Source organism: Rhodococcus sp. NJ-530 (assembly GCF_003860625.1).
GTDB lineage: Bacteria > Actinomycetota > Actinomycetes > Mycobacteriales > Mycobacteriaceae > Rhodococcus_F > Rhodococcus_F qingshengii.
The window spans coordinates 3168923-3184473 of sequence record NZ_CP034152.1 but is presented as its reverse complement, the minus strand read 5'-3'; the positions used below and the strand labels follow the sequence as shown (position 1 = coordinate 3184473).

Here is a 15551-nt window from a genome sequence, read left to right as displayed (position 1 = left end):
ACCCCCTTCTCAGCTGTTGTCGTGACCCAGTTGGGCGGAGAGCTTCTCCAACAATCCGCTGGCAGCGTCGGCGATGACGGTGCCGGGCGGGAAGATGGCAGCAGCGCCGGCCTCGTAGAGTTCGTCGAAGTCACCGGGCGGAATGACGCCGCCGACGACGATCATGATGTCGGGACGACCGGCCGCAGCCAGAGCCTCCCGCAGCGCCGGCACCAAGGTCAGGTGACCGGCGGCCAACGACGACACACCGACTACGTGGACGTCGTTGTCGGCCGCCTGATTGGCGACCTCTTCGGGGGTCTGGAACAGCGGTCCGACGTCGACGTCGAATCCGATGTCCGCGAAGGCGGTGGAGATGACCTTCTGGCCACGGTCGTGACCGTCCTGGCCCATCTTCGCGACGAGGATGCGGGGACGACGTCCCTCGTCCTCGGCGAACTTCTCGACCAGTTCCATCGCCTTGCTGATGTTGCTCACCGTTCCTGCCTCGTCGCGGTACACACCACTGATGGTGCGGATCTCGGCCTGGTGGCGTCCGTACACCTTTTCGAGGGCGTCGGAAATTTCGCCGACGGTAGCCATCGCGCGGGCGGCGACGACAGCGAGGGCGAGGAGGTTGTTCTCCATGCCGCCTTCGGTGGATGCGGCAGCGCGAGTGAGGTTCGCCAGTGCGGCCTCGACGGCTTCCGGATCACGTTCCGCGCGAAGGCGAACCAACTTCTCGAGCTGTTCCTTGCGGACCTTGGAGTTCTCGACCTTGAGAACTTCGATGGTGTCGACCTCGTCGGGAACGTACTTGTTGACGCCGACGAGCGGCTGCCGACCGGAGTCGATGCGTGCCTGGGTGCGGGCGGCAGCTTCCTCGATGCGCAGCTTCGGGATGCCTTCGTTGATGGCCTGAGCCATTCCGCCGGCTTCCTCGACCTCTTCGATGTGCTTACGAGCCCGGTTGGCGAGTTCGTTGGTGAGCCACTCGACGTAGTACGAGCCACCCCACGGGTCGATGGGACGCACGGTGCCGGATTCCTGCTGCAGCAGCAACTGGGTGTTACGGGCGATGCGGGCGGAGAAGTCCGTCGGCAATGCGATCGCTTCGTCGAGTGCGTTGGTGTGCAAGGACTGAGTGTGGCCCTGGGTGGCAGCCATGGCTTCGACGCAGGTACGCGGAACGTTGTTGAAGACGTCCTGCGCGGTCAGGGACCAGCCGGAGGTCTGCGAGTGGGTACGCAGCGAGAGAGACTTCGCGCTCTTGGGATCGAACTTGGCGACAAGCTCGGCCCACAGGAGGCGTCCGGCGCGGAGCTTGGCGACCTCCATGAAGAAGTTCATGCCGATGGCCCAGAAGAAGGACAGGCGAGGTGCGAACTTGTCGATGTCCATACCGGCGTCGAGGCCGGCGCGGATGTACTCGACGCCGTCGGCGAGGGTGTACGCCAGTTCCAGATCGGCCGTCGCTCCGGCTTCCTGGATGTGGTAGCCCGAGATCGAGATGGAGTTGTACTTCGGCATTTCCGCGCTGGAGTACGCGAAGATGTCCGAGATGATCCGCATCGAGGGCTTCGGCGGATAGATGTAGGTGTTACGAACCATGAACTCTTTGAGGATGTCGTTCTGGATCGTTCCGGCCAGCTTGTCCGGAGTGACACCTTGCTCGCCTGCCGCAGCGACGTACAGCGCGAGAATCGGCAGCACGGCGCCGTTCATCGTCATCGAGACCGACACCTGCGAGAGGTCGATTCCGTCGAAGAGCTGACGCATGTCGAGGATGGAATCGATTGCGACACCGGCCATTCCGACGTCACCGGCAACGCGAGGATGATCGGAGTCGTAGCCGCGGTGTGTGGCGAGGTCGAAGGCGACCGAGAGGCCCTTCTGACCGGCCGCCAGGTTACGACGGTAGAACGCATTCGACTCCGCGGCAGTGGAGAATCCGGCGTACTGGCGAATGGTCCACGGCTGGTTCACGTACATGGTCGGGTACGGACCACGCAGGAACGGCGCTGCGCCCGGGAAGCTGTCGAGCGGGTAACCCGACTCGGCGGCGGCCGTGCGGTCCGCACCGGTGTACACCGGCTTGACGTCGATGCCTTCGGGGGTGGACCAGACAACCTGCTCGGCGGCGTAGTTGTTGGCGTTGGCGCCCTCTTCGATGAGCGCCTGGGCCTGCTCGACCGACGGCGGTGTGGGTGCCGGAGACTGCGGGTCCTCGAGTGGGACCTCGGCGAAACTGCCGATCACGTGCTTGACCTCTCGTGTCGTCACTTGGAGCTTCCCGTCTCGATGAAGTCGAGCAGTTCGGTCAGAGCCGACACTGCGTCGATGCGGGCGGTGAGGAATCCGTCCGGGCGAGAATCGCCGGTCGCGTCGGCGACTGCCTTTTCCGGTCCTGCGAGCAGCACCTTGGTGATGCCGGCGGCGCGAAGTTCGGCGACGGCCGCTGCGGCGCTCTCGCCGTAGCGCTTGTCCGTGCCGCACAGCACGGCGACGGTGGCACCGGAAGCCTTGACTGCAGCGGAGATGGCTTCGGCGCCCACCTCGAGCGGGCCGGGGTTGACTGCGTCGATACCACCCGAAGCGAGCAGGTTGGACGCAAACGTGGTGCGCACGTTGTGTTCTGCAACCGAGCCCAGCGGCGCGAGAAGCGCAGTGGGACGGGCGCCGCCGGCGGCGAGGAACGCGTCCGAACGGTCACGAAGCGCTTCGAATGCAGCTGCGTAGCGGGCGACGGACTGGCCGGGCTCGACGGCTTCGGCGGACAGCGGCGTTTCGCCGAGGTTCGGGAACTCGTTGACACCGGTGACCGTGGTCTTGCGGTGTGCGATGTCGGAGTCGCGCTTGGCCTTGGTAGCGGCGATGCGACCGGAGACGATTCCCGCTTCGAGTGCCGCCAGATATCCGCCGGCTGCTTCGATTTCCTGGAAGAACTCCCACGCGGTGGCGGCGATCTGCTGTGTCAGGTCCTCGACGTACCAAGACCCGGCCGACGGATCGAGGACACGGCCCAGGTGCGACTCCTCGAGCAGGAGCAGCTGTGTGTTGCGCGCGATGCGCGAGGAGAAGGACTTGCTGACACCGAGGGTGCCGTCGGCCAGGGCGACGTCGAACGGAAGAACAGTCACTGCATCTGCTCCGCCGACGCCGGCGCCGAATGCAGCGAGGGTCGTGCGCAGCATGTTCACCCAGGGATCACGCTGAGCCATCATCGCGGCGGAGGTGACTGCGTGCTGCGGCGCTCCACCAAAATCGGAAGCTCCGCAGACCTGGGCGATGCGTGCCCATACGAGACGTGCGGCGCGGAACTTCGCGATGGTCTGGAACTGATCGTCGGTTGCCGCGTAGCGGAAAGCCAACTGCGACAACGCAGCACCGATGGTCAGGCCGCTCTGGGCGGTGAGTGCACGGAGGTACTCGAGGCCGGCGGCGATTGCGGCTCCGAGTTCTTCGGCGTCGCCGGCACCCGCGTTGTGAAAGGCCGTGCCGTCCACGGTGATCGCGTGCACGGTTTCCGCACGAGCGGCGGCGAGGGCGGCCAACTCGACTGCGCCTGCAAATTCGACGTCGGCTGCGCCGGAGAACGAACTGGTCAGCGGTGCTGCACCGAGGTGAACTCGGATACTGCTGCGATCGCTGACACCGTCGCCGGCTTCGCTGCGTGCATCGAGGAGTGAGATGAGTGCTCGGGCTGCATCGTTTGTCGCTGCGCCTGCATCGAGCGTGAGCGGTGCGAGGTCGAGAAGCACGCCCTCGAGCGCAGCGGCGAGGTCGGTGACCGGAACGCCGTCGGCGCCCACCTTCAACCAGAGTGCGCTGACTCCGTTTTCGAGGGCGTCCAGGATGGCGCGATTGGTCTCGGCCGCCGAGGCGGTTCCGAATGCAGCGGAAACCAACCAACCGGCATTGACATCACGGTGAGCGTCGACGCCACGCACGTACGGAAACGTGCCCGGCAAGCTCTGCTCGGGACGCTCGTCGCGTGGGCTGTAGAGCGGTGCGACAGTGACACCGTCGTAGGTGACGGTTTCGAGCAGTTTCTGTGGCTCGGGGCCCAGTTCTGCCGCATCGACTCTGCGGGACTTGGCGAGCACACCGGCTACGGAGCGCTGCCACTCCGCGTACGCCTGCTCGACAGCCTCGGCTTCTGAAGCTAATGACACTGTGTCCGCTCCCTCTCATTTTTTGCGTGAGCGCTTTACCGATAATCGGATTTGTTCGTTAGTTCTGTGATGCTAACCCGCGGTTGAGCCCAGATATCGTGAGGATCACGTCATGTTCTTCACAGGGCTGTTCGTGGCCACTTTCCGACCGGCCGGGCGACGTGCGGATTCGGTCGTTCGTGCACGTGTAACCGGCCCTTACCTAGCGATTGTTCAGCATGTTTGCGGGTTACCCGCGAGTTCGTTTCACTGGCCGGGACTGCAGGTGAAGGCCACTCCGAAAGCCTAGTGGTTTTCGTCACAGCGCCGTTTCATTGTCGCCTGGAGCACGTCGCTTTCCCGCCCCCGTGGCGATGTTCGACTCACGATTGCGGGTCGGCAGTCGGCCCGGTTCACCGTTCGCAGGTAGCCTTGTGACCTGTGATGGGACGCCTGCTGGACCGAAGATTGATCGCAATAGTCCTGGTAGTGCTCGCTTTGTTCCTCGCAGCCCTCCTCGCCCCACATCCCACGGTGTCCCAGGTGCGAGAGTGGGCGGACTCGGTTGGCCCGGCGTTTCCCCTCGTGTTCTTCCTGGTTCATTCGATAGTCACCGTCGCGCCGTTCCCGCGCACCGTCTTCACGCTCAGCGCGGGGGTTCTTTTCGGCTCGGTGACCGGCATCGCTCTTACCGTGGCGGCAACGACTGTGAGCGCCGTTCTGGCCCTCTACCTGGTCCGCGCCATCGGCCGCGACGTCGTGTGGCAACGGATTTCGAGTCCGACGATCCGGCGGGTGGACGAGCGGATCGAAAAGCGGGGTGGCTGGCCGTCGGCTCTCTGCGCTTGATCGCGTTTGTCCCCTTCTCGGTGGTGAACTACTGCTGCGGCATTTCGTCGATCCGGATCGTGCCCTACATCCTTGCCACCGTCGTCGGCATCTTGCCCGGCACTGTTGGGATTGTCATTCTGGGCGATGCGCTCTCCGGCGAAGCCGATCCTCGTCTCCTGATTCTGTCCGGGATCTGCATTGCGATCGGCATCGCCGGTCTGGTGTTCGACGCTCGCCGTCAGCCTTCACCGGGCGAAACCATCGTTGACAACGGTCAACCCCAAGAGGTTGATTTGATTGAGTCAACCCAAAACGATTGACTATTGAAAGTCAACTATCTAGCATTGACTAATGTTTGTACTGACGGTGGATCAGCGAGGTAGCCGACGGGATGTCGACCGCGTCGGGGACATCATCGACGACATGGCCGATTGCAGGCTCCTGCGGCCGTTCGAGCGCACAGCGGGCGACGAGATTCAAGCGGTGACCGACGATCCGGCGCTACTCGTCCTCGTCGCACTCGAGCTGATTCGGCGCGAGCACTGGAGTGTCGGGATCGGGATCGGTCCCGTCGAGCAGCCTCTCCCACGGCAGACCCGGGCCGGACGCGGACCGGCATTCGAAGCTGCTCGGATCGCCGTCGAGCGAGCCAAGCGAGCTCCGGCCAGAATTGCCGTCGAACAGGCGCCGGCGGATAGCTCACGCGACGAACTCGCCGCAGATGTCGATGCCGCGTTCACCTTGCTCGGAACGATCGTCACGAGACAGACGAAGGACGGACGCGAAGCCATCGCCCTGATGGACAGCGGACTCACTCAGGTCAGCGCAGCGGCCCACCTCGGAATCACCAAACAGGCCATGTCCAAGCGACTCCTGACAGCCGGGTGGCACGCAGAACTCGCCGGGCGCAGACTCGCAGAACGACTTTTGGTCAGACTCCAGCCCTAGACTGCTCACGCTCGCACCGGTACAAACTCGTCGACACAGCAGGGGGCTCGAATACATGGTCGTTCTGGCGTTGATCGCGCTCGCCGTCGCCGCCGCGGCACCAGCAGTTGCAGCGGCACTGGGACCGCTCAGTCGTGGTCGACTGGAAGTCCCCGAATGGGCGTCGTCCGTGGTGGCTCTTCCGGCGCTGGGTGTTGCCGCACTGGCATCGACCCGAACGACCCCGGTCACCGGTTTCGCTCTCGGGGCGACGCTTGTCCTGTGCGTACTTGCCGCCGCCACGGCCGGTGCACCGTTGGTACTTGCCACCTTCAAGATCGCTCGTCGCCAACCGGACGGGAGCCCGGCACCGGACGCCGGACCTCTTCGCGGCGGACGTGTGATCGGCATCCTCGAACGGCTCGCGGTGGCGGCATCGATTCTCGCAACCTGGCCGGAAGGCATCGCGATCGTCTTGGCAGTCAAGGGGCTCGCGCGGTACCCGGAACTTCGCGAACCTCATGCGTCCGAGCAGTTCATCATGGGAACCTTCGTCAGTGTCCTCTGGGCGATCGCCGTATGCGGAACGGGACGGGCACTCATCACGTAGGTGATGAGTGCCCGTCCCGATCAACGTTCGCTACGAGAGGCGTCTACTGGCGCTGGCCACCCTCGGGCGGCTGCCCCTGGTACGGGTACTTCTGCTGGAAATCTTCACGCTCGGGCGGCAGCGGCAACTGACCCGGCCAAGGATTTTCGCCCTGCTGTGGCAACGCGGGATCTACGAATCCAGGCTGCTCGGGCGCACTCTCACGGCGGTGCCTGACCGCAGCTGCCGGGTCTTCGACCGGTGTGCGTGCAGCAACTTCAGCAGCGCGCACTGCTTCCGCGATAGCCGGATCGGATTTGGTCTCGAACCACTCCGCCACCTCGGCTGAATCGTCCTCAGGATTGGGAAGATTCTCTTCGGCGGCCGGCGGCTCGTACCGGAAAACGCCATCCTGCCCTTGCGCGCCAAGCGTTTTGGCAAATCCCTTCAGCGCGTCACCGAAGTCGCTGGGTACGAGCCACACCTTGTTCGCATCGCCTTGCGCCATCTGCGGCAACGTCTGAAGATACTGGTATGCAAGCAATTCCGGAGTCGGCTTACCGGACTTGATTGCAGCGAAAACCTTCTCGATGGCCTTGGCCTCGCCTTGAGCCTGCAAGTACTTGGCCGCGCGGTCACCTTGAGCGCGAAGGATCTGGGACTGACGCTCACCCTCGGCGTTCAGGATCGAGGCCTGCTTGTTTCCCTCGGCAGAAAGAATCTGGCTCTGCTTGGCACCCTCGGCGGTCTTGATAGCGGATTCGCGGTGACCTTCAGCCGTCAGAATCATCGCGCGCTTCTCGCGGTCCGCCTTCATCTGCTTTTCCATCGACTCCTGGATCGAGGGCGGCGGATCGATGCTCTTGAGCTCGACGCGGGCCACTCGCAGGCCCCAGCGACCAGTCGCCTCGTCGAGGACACCACGAAGCTGACCGTTGATGGAATCACGCGAGGTAAGCGTCTCTTCGAGGGTCATTCCGCCGACGACGTTTCGCAGCGTGGTGGTTGCCAACTGCTCGACGGCAGCGATGTAGTTGCTGATCTCGTACACCGCAGCTTGCGGATTGGTGACCTGGAAGTACACCACCGTGTCGATGGACAGTGTCAGGTTGTCCTGGGTGATCACCGGCTGCGGTGGGAAGGAGACCACCCGCTCACGAAGATCCACCTTGGCGCGCACACGATCGGCGAACGGGATCAAGAACGTGAGCTGCCCGGACACCGTCTTCGAATACCTACCGAGCCGCTCGATCACCGCGGCTTCTGCCTGCGGTACCAGTGCTACCGACTTCGCGACCACCAAGATCACGAATAGCACCAACACACCGAGCACTATGAGTGCTGCCATTAAGGTCCCCTCCAGACGACTGCTGTTGCGCCGTTGATTTCCATCACCGTCACCTTGGTGCCCGGCGGGTACACCTCGGTAGTGTCGTACGGCCTGGCAGTCCACACCTCGCCGTCCAACTTGACCTGCCCGGAATGCTCGCCCACTTCTTCCAGAACCAGAGCGTGCTTACCTTCGAGTGCCTGTATTCCGGTCGGGGTCGGCGGCGGACTACCGAAGCGACGCAACATGATCGGTCGCACGCCCAGGACGAGGGCGGCGGAGAACACTCCGAACATGACGGCGTCGACCCACACCGGGAAGTCGGTGACAGCACTGACACCGGCAGTAGCGAGCGCCCCACCGGCGAGCATCAGCAGGAAGAAATCCCCCACCAGCGCTTCGGCCCCGGCGAGCACCAGTGCTCCGATCAGCCAAATAAGTGCAGCCACAACACCATCTAACCAGAATGTGTGACCCAGGCCGCCGCTACGTCAGTTCGGCTCGGTAACGAAATCGACAAGTTGTTCGACTGCACCGATCAAAGGAGCTTCCAGATCGCGGAAGCTCTCGACCGAGTTGTAGACCCGCCGCCAGCCCTCCTGAGGTGTCCCCCAGCCCAGTTCGCGGCAGATTCCCGTCTTCCAATCCTCGCCGCGTGGAATCTTCGGCCAGGAGGCGATTCCGACAGATTTGGGACGAACGGCCTCCCACACGTCGATGTACGGGTGCCCGGTCACCAACACGTCCGGGCCGAGGCCCTGAGTCAGTTGGGTTTCCTTGGAACCGGTGACCAGGTGGTCGACCAGGACCCCGACGCGGCGGCCGGGACCAGGCCCGAATTCGGCAAGCCGCTCCCCCAGATTGTCGAGTCCTTCGAGATGTTCGACGACAACACCTTCGACGCGAAGATCGTGACCCCACACCCGCTCGACGAGCGCAGCATCGTGTACTCCCTCCACCCAGATCCGGCTGGGCAGTGCCGTGCGTGCACGTAAGCCTTCGACTCGGGTCGAACCCGAAGCCGACCGTGCGGGTTTGGTGGACGCGGGCTTGGGGGCCGGCCGTACGAGGGTGACCGGTGAGCCGTCGATGAGGAAGGCCGCCTCGCGCATCGCGAACAACCGCGTCCGGGAACGACCGTCCTCGAGCCGCACGAAATCGCCGTCGTACGTGCGCTCGAAACCGACTACCGCACCGCAGAATCCCGTCGCCGCATCCTCGACGACAAGATCACGCTCGGCCGCCACTTCAGGCGTCACGCGCTTCTGTTTGCGGGTATGACCCGCAAAAATGTCACCGTATCCGTTGCCACCGCTCACGCCGGATCACGCTAGGTCACAACGCCGGGGCCGCGCATGTCGCCACGCCGAACTAAACTTCACGGTCATGAGTTCTCCCAGCGCAACCCTCACCGTGTGGGCAGCGTCATGGCTCGCCGGCGACGCTGCGCCGGACGACGTCATCGACGCCCTTGCCGCGTGGGCACCGATGCACCTGATCGGCGCCGCCGATGCGGAAACCGCGGTCCGCCACGATCTCGAATGGCCGGGAGTCACGGCTTCCGGTGTGCCCACCCTGCTCAGAATCGCGCGCTCGGAGGCTGCCGAGGTCCGCCTGGTCCTTCCCACGGCCGGTGATGTACGTGGTCTGCCCACCGGGACCGAGTTCGCGCGCGCTGCGATCGCAACGGGTGAAGGGATACAGATCGGCGCCGTCGGCAAGCCGGGAGTCGGACTCGTGCCGTCGAAGGAAGGCCCGGACGTCTTGCGATGGACGGTCTTCTCCATTCCCACTGTGGTGGGCAGCGCCGAATCGATCGGACTCCGCGAAGCCGAATACGAACTGCGCCAAGCTGTTCGGGACGCAGCCGAGGTGCTCGGCGGGCTTCCGGCCGTAGCCACCGGAATGCCTGGAAACGACGCTCGTACGCTGGTCGCCGAAGCCCTGCAGGCCCAGGCCGGACACCGCTGGCCGTCGACACTGTCACCTCGGCATTTACAGGTGATCGACACCGCCGACAACGTGGCAGCCATTCTCACCGTGGCTGCGTCGATATCGACCAATCAGGCCCCGAGCGTGTCCACTGCGCAGAGGCGTGACGACCTGCTGCGACGACTGTGGGACGTTGTTCGCACTGCCCGTGTCGCGTCGGCGAACAGCGTGTCGATCAGAGCTTGAGCACGAAGTTCCGGCGTTTCTCGGCAAACCCGTTGCGGTCACCGAACATGTCGATCTTCATCTCTTCGAGCTCACGCTCCTCGTAGGGCTCCACCGGATCACGTTCCAGTCGAAGACGTTTGCGCTCCAGCATCGATTCCAGCCGATCTCCTTCGAGCAAGTCGGTGGCGACCTCGCGCAACCACGCCTCGAACAGATCCGGCCGCCTGGGGCCGATCGCGTCGACAAGTCCGATCTCCAAGGCTCGACGGATGCCGATCGCACTGCACTCGGCCAGCAGACTGCGGGCCTGCTCCTCGCCGACCCGAGCCGGAAGTGTGTACGTGTGCAGTTCCGAGCCGAACAGGCCCATCGTGGCGTAATGAGGATTGAGAACCACACCGTCCCTGGCCACGACTACGTCGGCTCCAAGCGGGAGCATGACCCCGCCGGCACCGGCGTTGCCTGTGAATGCCGCCACCACAACCTGTTCCGTACAGGTGACGATCGCTTTCGCGATCTCGTTGATGGCCTTGATGTTGGCCCACGCTTCCCCGGCTTGATCCGACGCGGCCTCGATGACGTTGAGGTGGATACCGTTGCTGAATCTGTCGTAGTCACCCGTGAGGACAAGGATCTTGGTGTCCTGCGTGGTCGCCCAGCGGAGCCTGGAGGCCAGTCGCGCGCATTGCTTCGTACTCATCGCACCGTTGTAGAAGCGGAACGAGAGATATCCGATTTCGCCGTCGCGGTGATAGTCGGTCTCGGGGTAACGACTCTCCCAGACCTGTGGAACGAACACGTCCGGACGTACGACCGCGGTCGACGGAAGTTTGACATTGCCGGCGCCGACGAGCCGCGCATGTCCGATCCATACGGAGCCCGCACCGGTGGCAACACGTATTGCCTGGTGGAAGTACTCGACGATGGTGCCGGGCGCTGCATCGACGTGGGTATCGAGGTGAGCGTCGCAGACGTAGACCCGGTCGAGCCCCAACTGAACGGCGACGCCGGGAAACCCGTCGGCGGCGTTGACGGCGCGGACGATGCTCGACGCGTCTTCCTCCCAGCTGAAAACGCGATCGGCCTGTTTCATGCTGGGCCTCGATCGGGCCGAAGCCACGGGCCGCGCAACTCGGTCCGATGGGATCGCCTGGAAGTCAGGAGTACGGAAATGTTCGACGACCTCCGTAATGCACTCCATCGCCGCGTCGGTGACTTCCTCGTTGTATACCGAGGATTTGGTTGCCCCGTTCCGGAGTTCGAACGTCCGCCAGGCCCACACCGGCCCGGCGTCGAGTTCCTCAGCGGCCTGCAATGCCGTGACACCCCAGATCGGTTCGCCATCCGTTATCGCCCAGTCCAGCGACGACGGCCCGCGATCTCCGGGCGGGCCGGGATGGATGATGATCGTTGTCCACCGCTGCCAAACAGATTCCGGGACATAGGCTTTCAAAAACGGGCAGATGACGAGGTCAAAATCTCCCGAAGAAGTCGCGGCCAGCACTGCGTCCGCGTCGGCGACGACGGCTGTACGGACTTGGTGTCCCGCCTCGCGAAGAACAAGACCGGCCCGCTGCGAGAGACCGTTGTCGGAGGTGACGAGAAGAAGCACGCTCAACGGTGGCGCGAAGGTCATACGTGGGCGTGAGCGCCGGAACAGCGCCGCCGTCGCCGCTCGCAGACGGCCCCTGCCCGATACACCTTCACGTAGCTTCGCCGTTGCTCCATCGCTGGAAATAGCCACAGAAGTCGTGAGCGCGGCCGATTTGGGCATCGGTCGTACTTCGGGGGTCGAAACCATGAATTCCTGCTCGCATGCTCGGGTATCTGCAGCGCAGACCAGACTCCCCCCAGAGCAGGACCGACGCACCGATAGATTGATTGAGGTATTTAGGGACTTTATACCTACCGTCGGTTTGTTTCAATAGCTATTTTCAAGCAAACCTTTTGATCGATCAACCCACAGTCTTGTGATTGATCGCGATATGGCGGTCGATGCGAATATGTTCATCCAGCGTCGGGTAGCGCAAACCGGTGTCCTGGCTGTACCCCTGACGGCGCAACCAATCCAGGACGTCGCCCCAGAACCAGATCCCCCCGGCAACCGAGTTGTACGGAATCGGGAAAGGCGTAGCCGCCTGCCGGACCCCTCGCACCCACTGCCCGACAGCTTGCCGCGTCACCCCCGCACGGTCGGCAATGTCCTGACGTGACACCAGATCGGGATGTGTCCGCTGGGGACGCACGCCTGCAGCCACCAACTGGTCCACCACTGTGATAGCCGTTGTCGCCGCTCGCATACCTTCCGAGGTGAGCGTCAGCAGCTGCAGCCCGCGTCGGTCCTCGACCCTTCCACCCAAGCTCTCTTCGATCGCCTGCTCTTGCGAGACTGTCAGCATCTGAACGATGAATGTGAATTCGTAACGGTGATAGAGGTCTTCGGCCACGCAATGAACATAGCCGTAAGCTGCACTGTTTCCACATGGACACACCCGGATCCCGCCCCCGCACGCACAATGGGCAGATGATCGACGTGGACGACAGCCAGTTCGAGGACATGGTCAAGCGGGCGCTCGACAGCCTGCCACCGAAATTGGGTGCGGAGATGGCCAATGTCGCAGTGACCGTTCAACTCGAAGGTGGACGACCGGGGCTACTCGGGCTGTATCAGGGCATCCCACTGACCAAGAGAACCACCACGTACGCCGGCGTCCTTCCCGATCGCATCACGATCTACCGCAGGGCCATCTGTGCGATCTGCAGCACCGAAGACGAGGTGATCGAGCAAGTTCGCCGAACAGTGATCCACGAAATCGGCCACCACTTCGGGATCGGAGATCCCCGGTTGCGTGAACTCGGATGGTGACAACCGACTCATCTACAAGTCGGAAATCAGCTAGAGGTTGATAATCGGCGAATTGTCATGTCAGCTGTACCAAGCCCGCAACAATTGAACACTTACAGGAGTTCGCATGGTCAATTTGATCCAGATCGCCCCGAAGAATGCCCCGACGTTCGCGATGAGCCGACAGAAGGCCGCAGAACTGCTGGGCATCTCGGTCGACAGCGTCGCGTTTCTCCTCAAGTCTCGCTATCTCCCGGATCTGGACGCCGGTCGGTTGATCAAGATGGCCAACCAGCCCTGGTTGTACTCGGACGGCGACTTTCCCGTCCTTCAGCAGGGCGCATCCGAACTTGCCCCCAAGAAGATGCTGCCCGCACGTAAGTACATCGGCGAGAGCGCAATTCACTCCGATGCCGAATGCGTGGAGGCCAACCAGGGGCAGTGGGCGGGATTCAACGTCGACCATGTGCTCGGCGCCCGCTTCCTGCCTGTGACGCTGCGCAAGTTTCCGGTGTCGGTGCTGCAGATCCACGACGTCAACGACGACGACGAAGAACGCGTCTCGTTTGTCGCGACCCTCGCCGGGCGAGTCCGCGAACTGGGCGCGCCCGAACTCAACTACATCGACCCGTCACTGAGCCCCGAGGATCGACAGATCGTCGAGACGCTTCTCACCTCGCGCAGCACGTCCACCGTTCCCGGGCCCTGCGGAAAGCTCAAGCATCCGAACACCTGAGCGTCGGACGGTCAGCGGGGACGCTGAACGGCCGCGCAGCAATTGACTGCACACGAGAGACCGTTGGTGGTCGAGCCGAGCAGCGGCTCGACCCCCAGTCGCAGTGGCTGCTCGGCCTCGGCCAGTTCCCGAACGAGCGTGGGCACCAGCTGCGCGAAACGCTGATCGCGGCCGGGCGTTGCTGCCCGAACGAAATCCATCCCGAGTTCGGCTGCCTTGTCCTTGGCCTCGGTGTCCAGGTCCCACACCACTTCGAGGTGATCGGAGACGAAACCGACGGGGCACACGATCACGGCGCGAACATCTTTGGCGGACAACGTATCCAGGTGATCACAGATGTCGGGGTCCAACCACGGAACCTGCGGCGGGCCTGATCGCGACTGCCACACCAGATCGAAATCCTCGACGCCGACGGCCTCGGCAACCAACTTCGCTGCCTCGGCGACCTGTCGACTGTAGAGGTTTCCGCCCTCTGCCGGCGGCCCTGCATTGCGGTCTGCGGCACTCGGTACCGAATGCGCGGTGAACACCAGGCGCGCAGTATCGCGAGTCGCTTCGGGCAACTCTGCGCGGGCCGCGCGCACGCCGTCGGCGAACGCGCCGACGACCAGCGGATGGTCGTAGTACTGGCGAAGTTTTGTCAGCGTCGGTGCGCCGTCACCGACCGCCTCACGGGCACGGGCGATGTCCTCGTGGTACTGCCGACATCCGGAGTAACCACCCCACGCCGACGTGGCGAACACGGCGGCGTTGCGGACACCGTCCTCGCGCATCTTGGCGACGGTGTCTTCGACCATCGGGTGCCAGTTGCGGTTGCCGAAGTACACGGGCAAATCCACGCCGGCTGCTGCCAGCTCACCTTCGACCCGTTCGATCAGGTCTCGGTTGAGCGCGTTGATGGGCGAAACTCCACCGAAATGCATGTAGTGCTCGACGACGGCGTCGAGCCGCTCCGGTGGCACTCCCCTACCGCGCGTGACGTTTTCGAGGAACGGCCGTACGTCTTCGGGTTTTTCGGGACCGCCGAACGACAAAACGAGAAGAGCATCGAACTGCATGTCCATACTTACGGTCATGAGTTCAATCTTGCGCGATGCCGTTCGGCGGGAGTCACCCGGGTACTCACCTGCGTAGTAGAAGGGGTGCTACTAGCCGACCATCGCGTGGAAGCCGCCGTCGACGTAGATGATCGACGCGGTCGTGCCGGGCAACCAATCCGAGAGAACGGTGCAGACCGTTTTGGCGACCGGCTCGCGATCGTCGACGTCCCAGCCGATGGGCGCAGCACCGTCCCATGCGGTGTTCAGCTTGTCCAACTCCGCGCCCGGACCGGTGCTGTCGCCGGCAATGGCCTTGGCGGCCAGGGTCTTGATCGGGCCGGAGGACACCAGGTTCGAGCGGATGCCGCGGACGCCGACCTCTTTGGCCACGTACCGATTGACGGCCTCGAGGGTTGCCTTGGAGACACCCATCCAGTTGTAGAAGGGCATTGCGCGTGCCGGATCGAAGTCCATTCCGACGATGGACGCGTTGTCGTTGAGCACCGGCAGCAAGGCCTTGGCCAGTGCGCTGTACGAGTAGGCGGACACCTCGAGTGCGACCGCCACGTCTTCCCACGGCGCGTCCATGAACGGGCTTCCCAGGCAGGAGCGGGGAGCGAAGCCGATCGAGTGGACGACGCCGTCGATACCCTCGGGAGCCAGCTCGCGCACACGCTCGGCGAGAGAGGCGAGATCCTCCGAGCTCTGGACGTTGAGCGAGATTGCCGGCGGCACGGGCTGCGGCAGGCGCTGGGCGATGCGGTCGATGAGGCGCAGACGATCGAATCCGGTGATCAGTACCTTCGCGCCCTGCTCCTGCGCGACCTTGGCCACGTGGAACGCGATCGACGAATCGGTGATGATGCCGGTGACAAGAATGGTCTTACCCTCGAGCAAGCCGCCCATGAGATGTCCTCCTGATTTCAGACGTACGAGAAAGGTGTGTGTACGAAAAGCGGG

14 protein-coding genes and 1 pseudogene are annotated in these 15551 nt (G+C 63.6%); 6 read left to right on the top strand and 9 right to left on the bottom strand.

Translation table 11 applies throughout. The features are described 5' to 3' along the window. Positions 1-9 precede the first annotated feature (9 nt). Both scpA and mutA read right to left on the bottom strand, forming a co-directional pair. Positions 10-2262 (bottom strand): methylmalonyl-CoA mutase, encoded by a 2253-nt coding sequence (scpA, locus tag EHW12_RS15010; RefSeq protein ID WP_003944912.1) that lies wholly within the window; start codon positions 2260-2262, stop codon positions 10-12. After that, on the bottom strand, positions 2259-4154 hold the full coding sequence (gene mutA / locus EHW12_RS15005) for a methylmalonyl-CoA mutase small subunit (RefSeq protein WP_054188231.1): 1896 nt from the start codon (positions 4152-4154) through the stop codon (positions 2259-2261). The genes scpA and mutA overlap by 4 nt, the downstream gene beginning before the upstream one ends. Positions 4155-4577: 423 nt before the next feature. On the opposite strand from mutA, the pseudogene EHW12_RS15000 reads away from it, so the two are divergent. From EHW12_RS15000 to EHW12_RS14990, 3 genes and pseudogenes are all read left to right on the top strand, one after another. Further along, positions 4578-5284, top strand: a pseudogene (locus tag EHW12_RS15000) (TVP38/TMEM64 family protein). A gap of 31 nt (positions 5285-5315) precedes the next feature. Beyond that, positions 5316-5912 carry a hypothetical protein gene (locus EHW12_RS14995; protein WP_042449124.1) on the top strand — a complete coding sequence of 199 codons (597 nt, stop codon included), beginning with the start codon at positions 5316-5318 and terminating at the stop codon, positions 5910-5912. Between the two features lie 55 nt (positions 5913-5967). Beyond that, the gene (locus EHW12_RS14990) at positions 5968-6501 is read left to right on the top strand and encodes a hypothetical protein (RefSeq protein ID WP_003944797.1); all 534 of its coding nucleotides are present in this window, start codon (positions 5968-5970) and stop codon (positions 6499-6501) included. Positions 6502-6544: 43 nt separating this feature from the next. Here the strand turns inward: EHW12_RS14990 and EHW12_RS14985 are convergent, their stop codons facing one another. Genes EHW12_RS14985 through EHW12_RS14975 form a run of 3 tightly spaced genes read right to left on the bottom strand, consistent with a single transcriptional unit; the run spans position 6545 to position 9129 of the window. Continuing rightward, positions 6545-7828 carry an SPFH domain-containing protein gene (locus EHW12_RS14985; protein ID WP_030536387.1) on the bottom strand — a complete coding sequence of 428 codons (1284 nt, stop codon included), beginning with the start codon at positions 7826-7828 and terminating at the stop codon, positions 6545-6547. Next, positions 7828-8259 (bottom strand): NfeD family protein, encoded by a 432-nt coding sequence (locus tag EHW12_RS14980; protein ID WP_003944877.1) that lies wholly within the window; start codon positions 8257-8259, stop codon positions 7828-7830. Before EHW12_RS14980 ends, EHW12_RS14985 begins: the two co-directional genes overlap by 1 nt. A 42-nt stretch (positions 8260-8301) precedes the next feature. Then, positions 8302-9129, bottom strand: coding sequence for a DUF3097 domain-containing protein (locus tag EHW12_RS14975; RefSeq protein WP_058038784.1), 828 nt, complete (start codon positions 9127-9129; stop codon positions 8302-8304). A 67-nt stretch (positions 9130-9196) separates the two neighbouring features. Here EHW12_RS14975 and EHW12_RS14970 point away from each other — a divergent pair, with 67 nt between their 5' ends. Next, positions 9197-9988 carry a hypothetical protein gene (locus EHW12_RS14970; RefSeq protein WP_073512401.1) on the top strand — a complete coding sequence of 264 codons (792 nt, stop codon included), beginning with the start codon at positions 9197-9199 and terminating at the stop codon, positions 9986-9988. Here EHW12_RS14970 and EHW12_RS14965 read toward each other — a convergent pair. Next, positions 9978-11771: an enoyl-CoA hydratase-related protein gene (locus EHW12_RS14965; RefSeq protein WP_073512400.1), complete on the bottom strand. Its 1794-nt coding sequence runs from the start codon at positions 11769-11771 to the stop codon at positions 9978-9980. The genes EHW12_RS14970 and EHW12_RS14965 overlap by 11 nt on opposite strands. Positions 11772-11925: 154 nt before the next feature. Next, positions 11926-12417 carry a hypothetical protein gene (locus EHW12_RS14960; protein ID WP_003944993.1) on the bottom strand — a complete coding sequence of 164 codons (492 nt, stop codon included), beginning with the start codon at positions 12415-12417 and terminating at the stop codon, positions 11926-11928. A gap of 77 nt (positions 12418-12494) precedes the next feature. Between EHW12_RS14960 and EHW12_RS14955 the strand changes: the two genes are divergently transcribed. Both EHW12_RS14955 and EHW12_RS14950 read left to right on the top strand, forming a co-directional pair. Further along, the gene (locus EHW12_RS14955; protein ID WP_003944783.1) at positions 12495-12836 is read left to right on the top strand and encodes a metallopeptidase family protein; all 342 of its coding nucleotides are present in this window, start codon (positions 12495-12497) and stop codon (positions 12834-12836) included. A 106-nt stretch (positions 12837-12942) separates the two neighbouring features. Further along, complete coding sequence (locus EHW12_RS14950) at positions 12943-13551, top strand: transcriptional regulator (protein WP_007727873.1); 609 nt, start codon at positions 12943-12945, stop codon at positions 13549-13551. Between the two features lie 11 nt (positions 13552-13562). On the opposite strand, the gene EHW12_RS14945 is transcribed toward EHW12_RS14950, so the two are convergent. After that, positions 13563-14627 (bottom strand): ferrochelatase, encoded by a 1065-nt coding sequence (locus tag EHW12_RS14945; protein ID WP_020969609.1) that lies wholly within the window; start codon positions 14625-14627, stop codon positions 13563-13565. A 72-nt stretch (positions 14628-14699) separates the two neighbouring features. Next, the gene (inhA, locus tag EHW12_RS14940; RefSeq protein ID WP_003944803.1) at positions 14700-15497 is read right to left on the bottom strand and encodes an NADH-dependent enoyl-ACP reductase InhA; all 798 of its coding nucleotides are present in this window, start codon (positions 15495-15497) and stop codon (positions 14700-14702) included. Positions 15498-15551 lie beyond the last annotated feature (54 nt).

Coding starts and splice junctions, on each gene's coding strand:
- EHW12_RS14995 (WP_042449124.1), top strand. CDS start 5,316: ATGTTTGTACTGACGGTGGATCAGCGAGGTAGCCGACGGGATGTCGAC.
- EHW12_RS14990 (WP_003944797.1), top strand. CDS start 5,968: ATGGTCGTTCTGGCGTTGATCGCGCTCGCCGTCGCCGCCGCGGCACCA.
- EHW12_RS14985 (WP_030536387.1), bottom strand. CDS start 7,828: ATGGCAGCACTCATAGTGCTCGGTGTGTTGGTGCTATTCGTGATCTTG.
- EHW12_RS14970 (WP_073512401.1), top strand. CDS start 9,197: ATGAGTTCTCCCAGCGCAACCCTCACCGTGTGGGCAGCGTCATGGCTC.
- EHW12_RS14965 (WP_073512400.1), bottom strand. CDS start 11,771: ATGGTTTCGACCCCCGAAGTACGACCGATGCCCAAATCGGCCGCGCTC.
- EHW12_RS14955 (WP_003944783.1), top strand. CDS start 12,495: ATGATCGACGTGGACGACAGCCAGTTCGAGGACATGGTCAAGCGGGCG.
- EHW12_RS14950 (WP_007727873.1), top strand. CDS start 12,943: ATGGTCAATTTGATCCAGATCGCCCCGAAGAATGCCCCGACGTTCGCG.
- EHW12_RS14945 (WP_020969609.1), bottom strand. CDS start 14,627: ATGACCGTAAGTATGGACATGCAGTTCGATGCTCTTCTCGTTTTGTCG.
- inhA (WP_003944803.1), bottom strand. CDS start 15,497: ATGGGCGGCTTGCTCGAGGGTAAGACCATTCTTGTCACCGGCATCATC.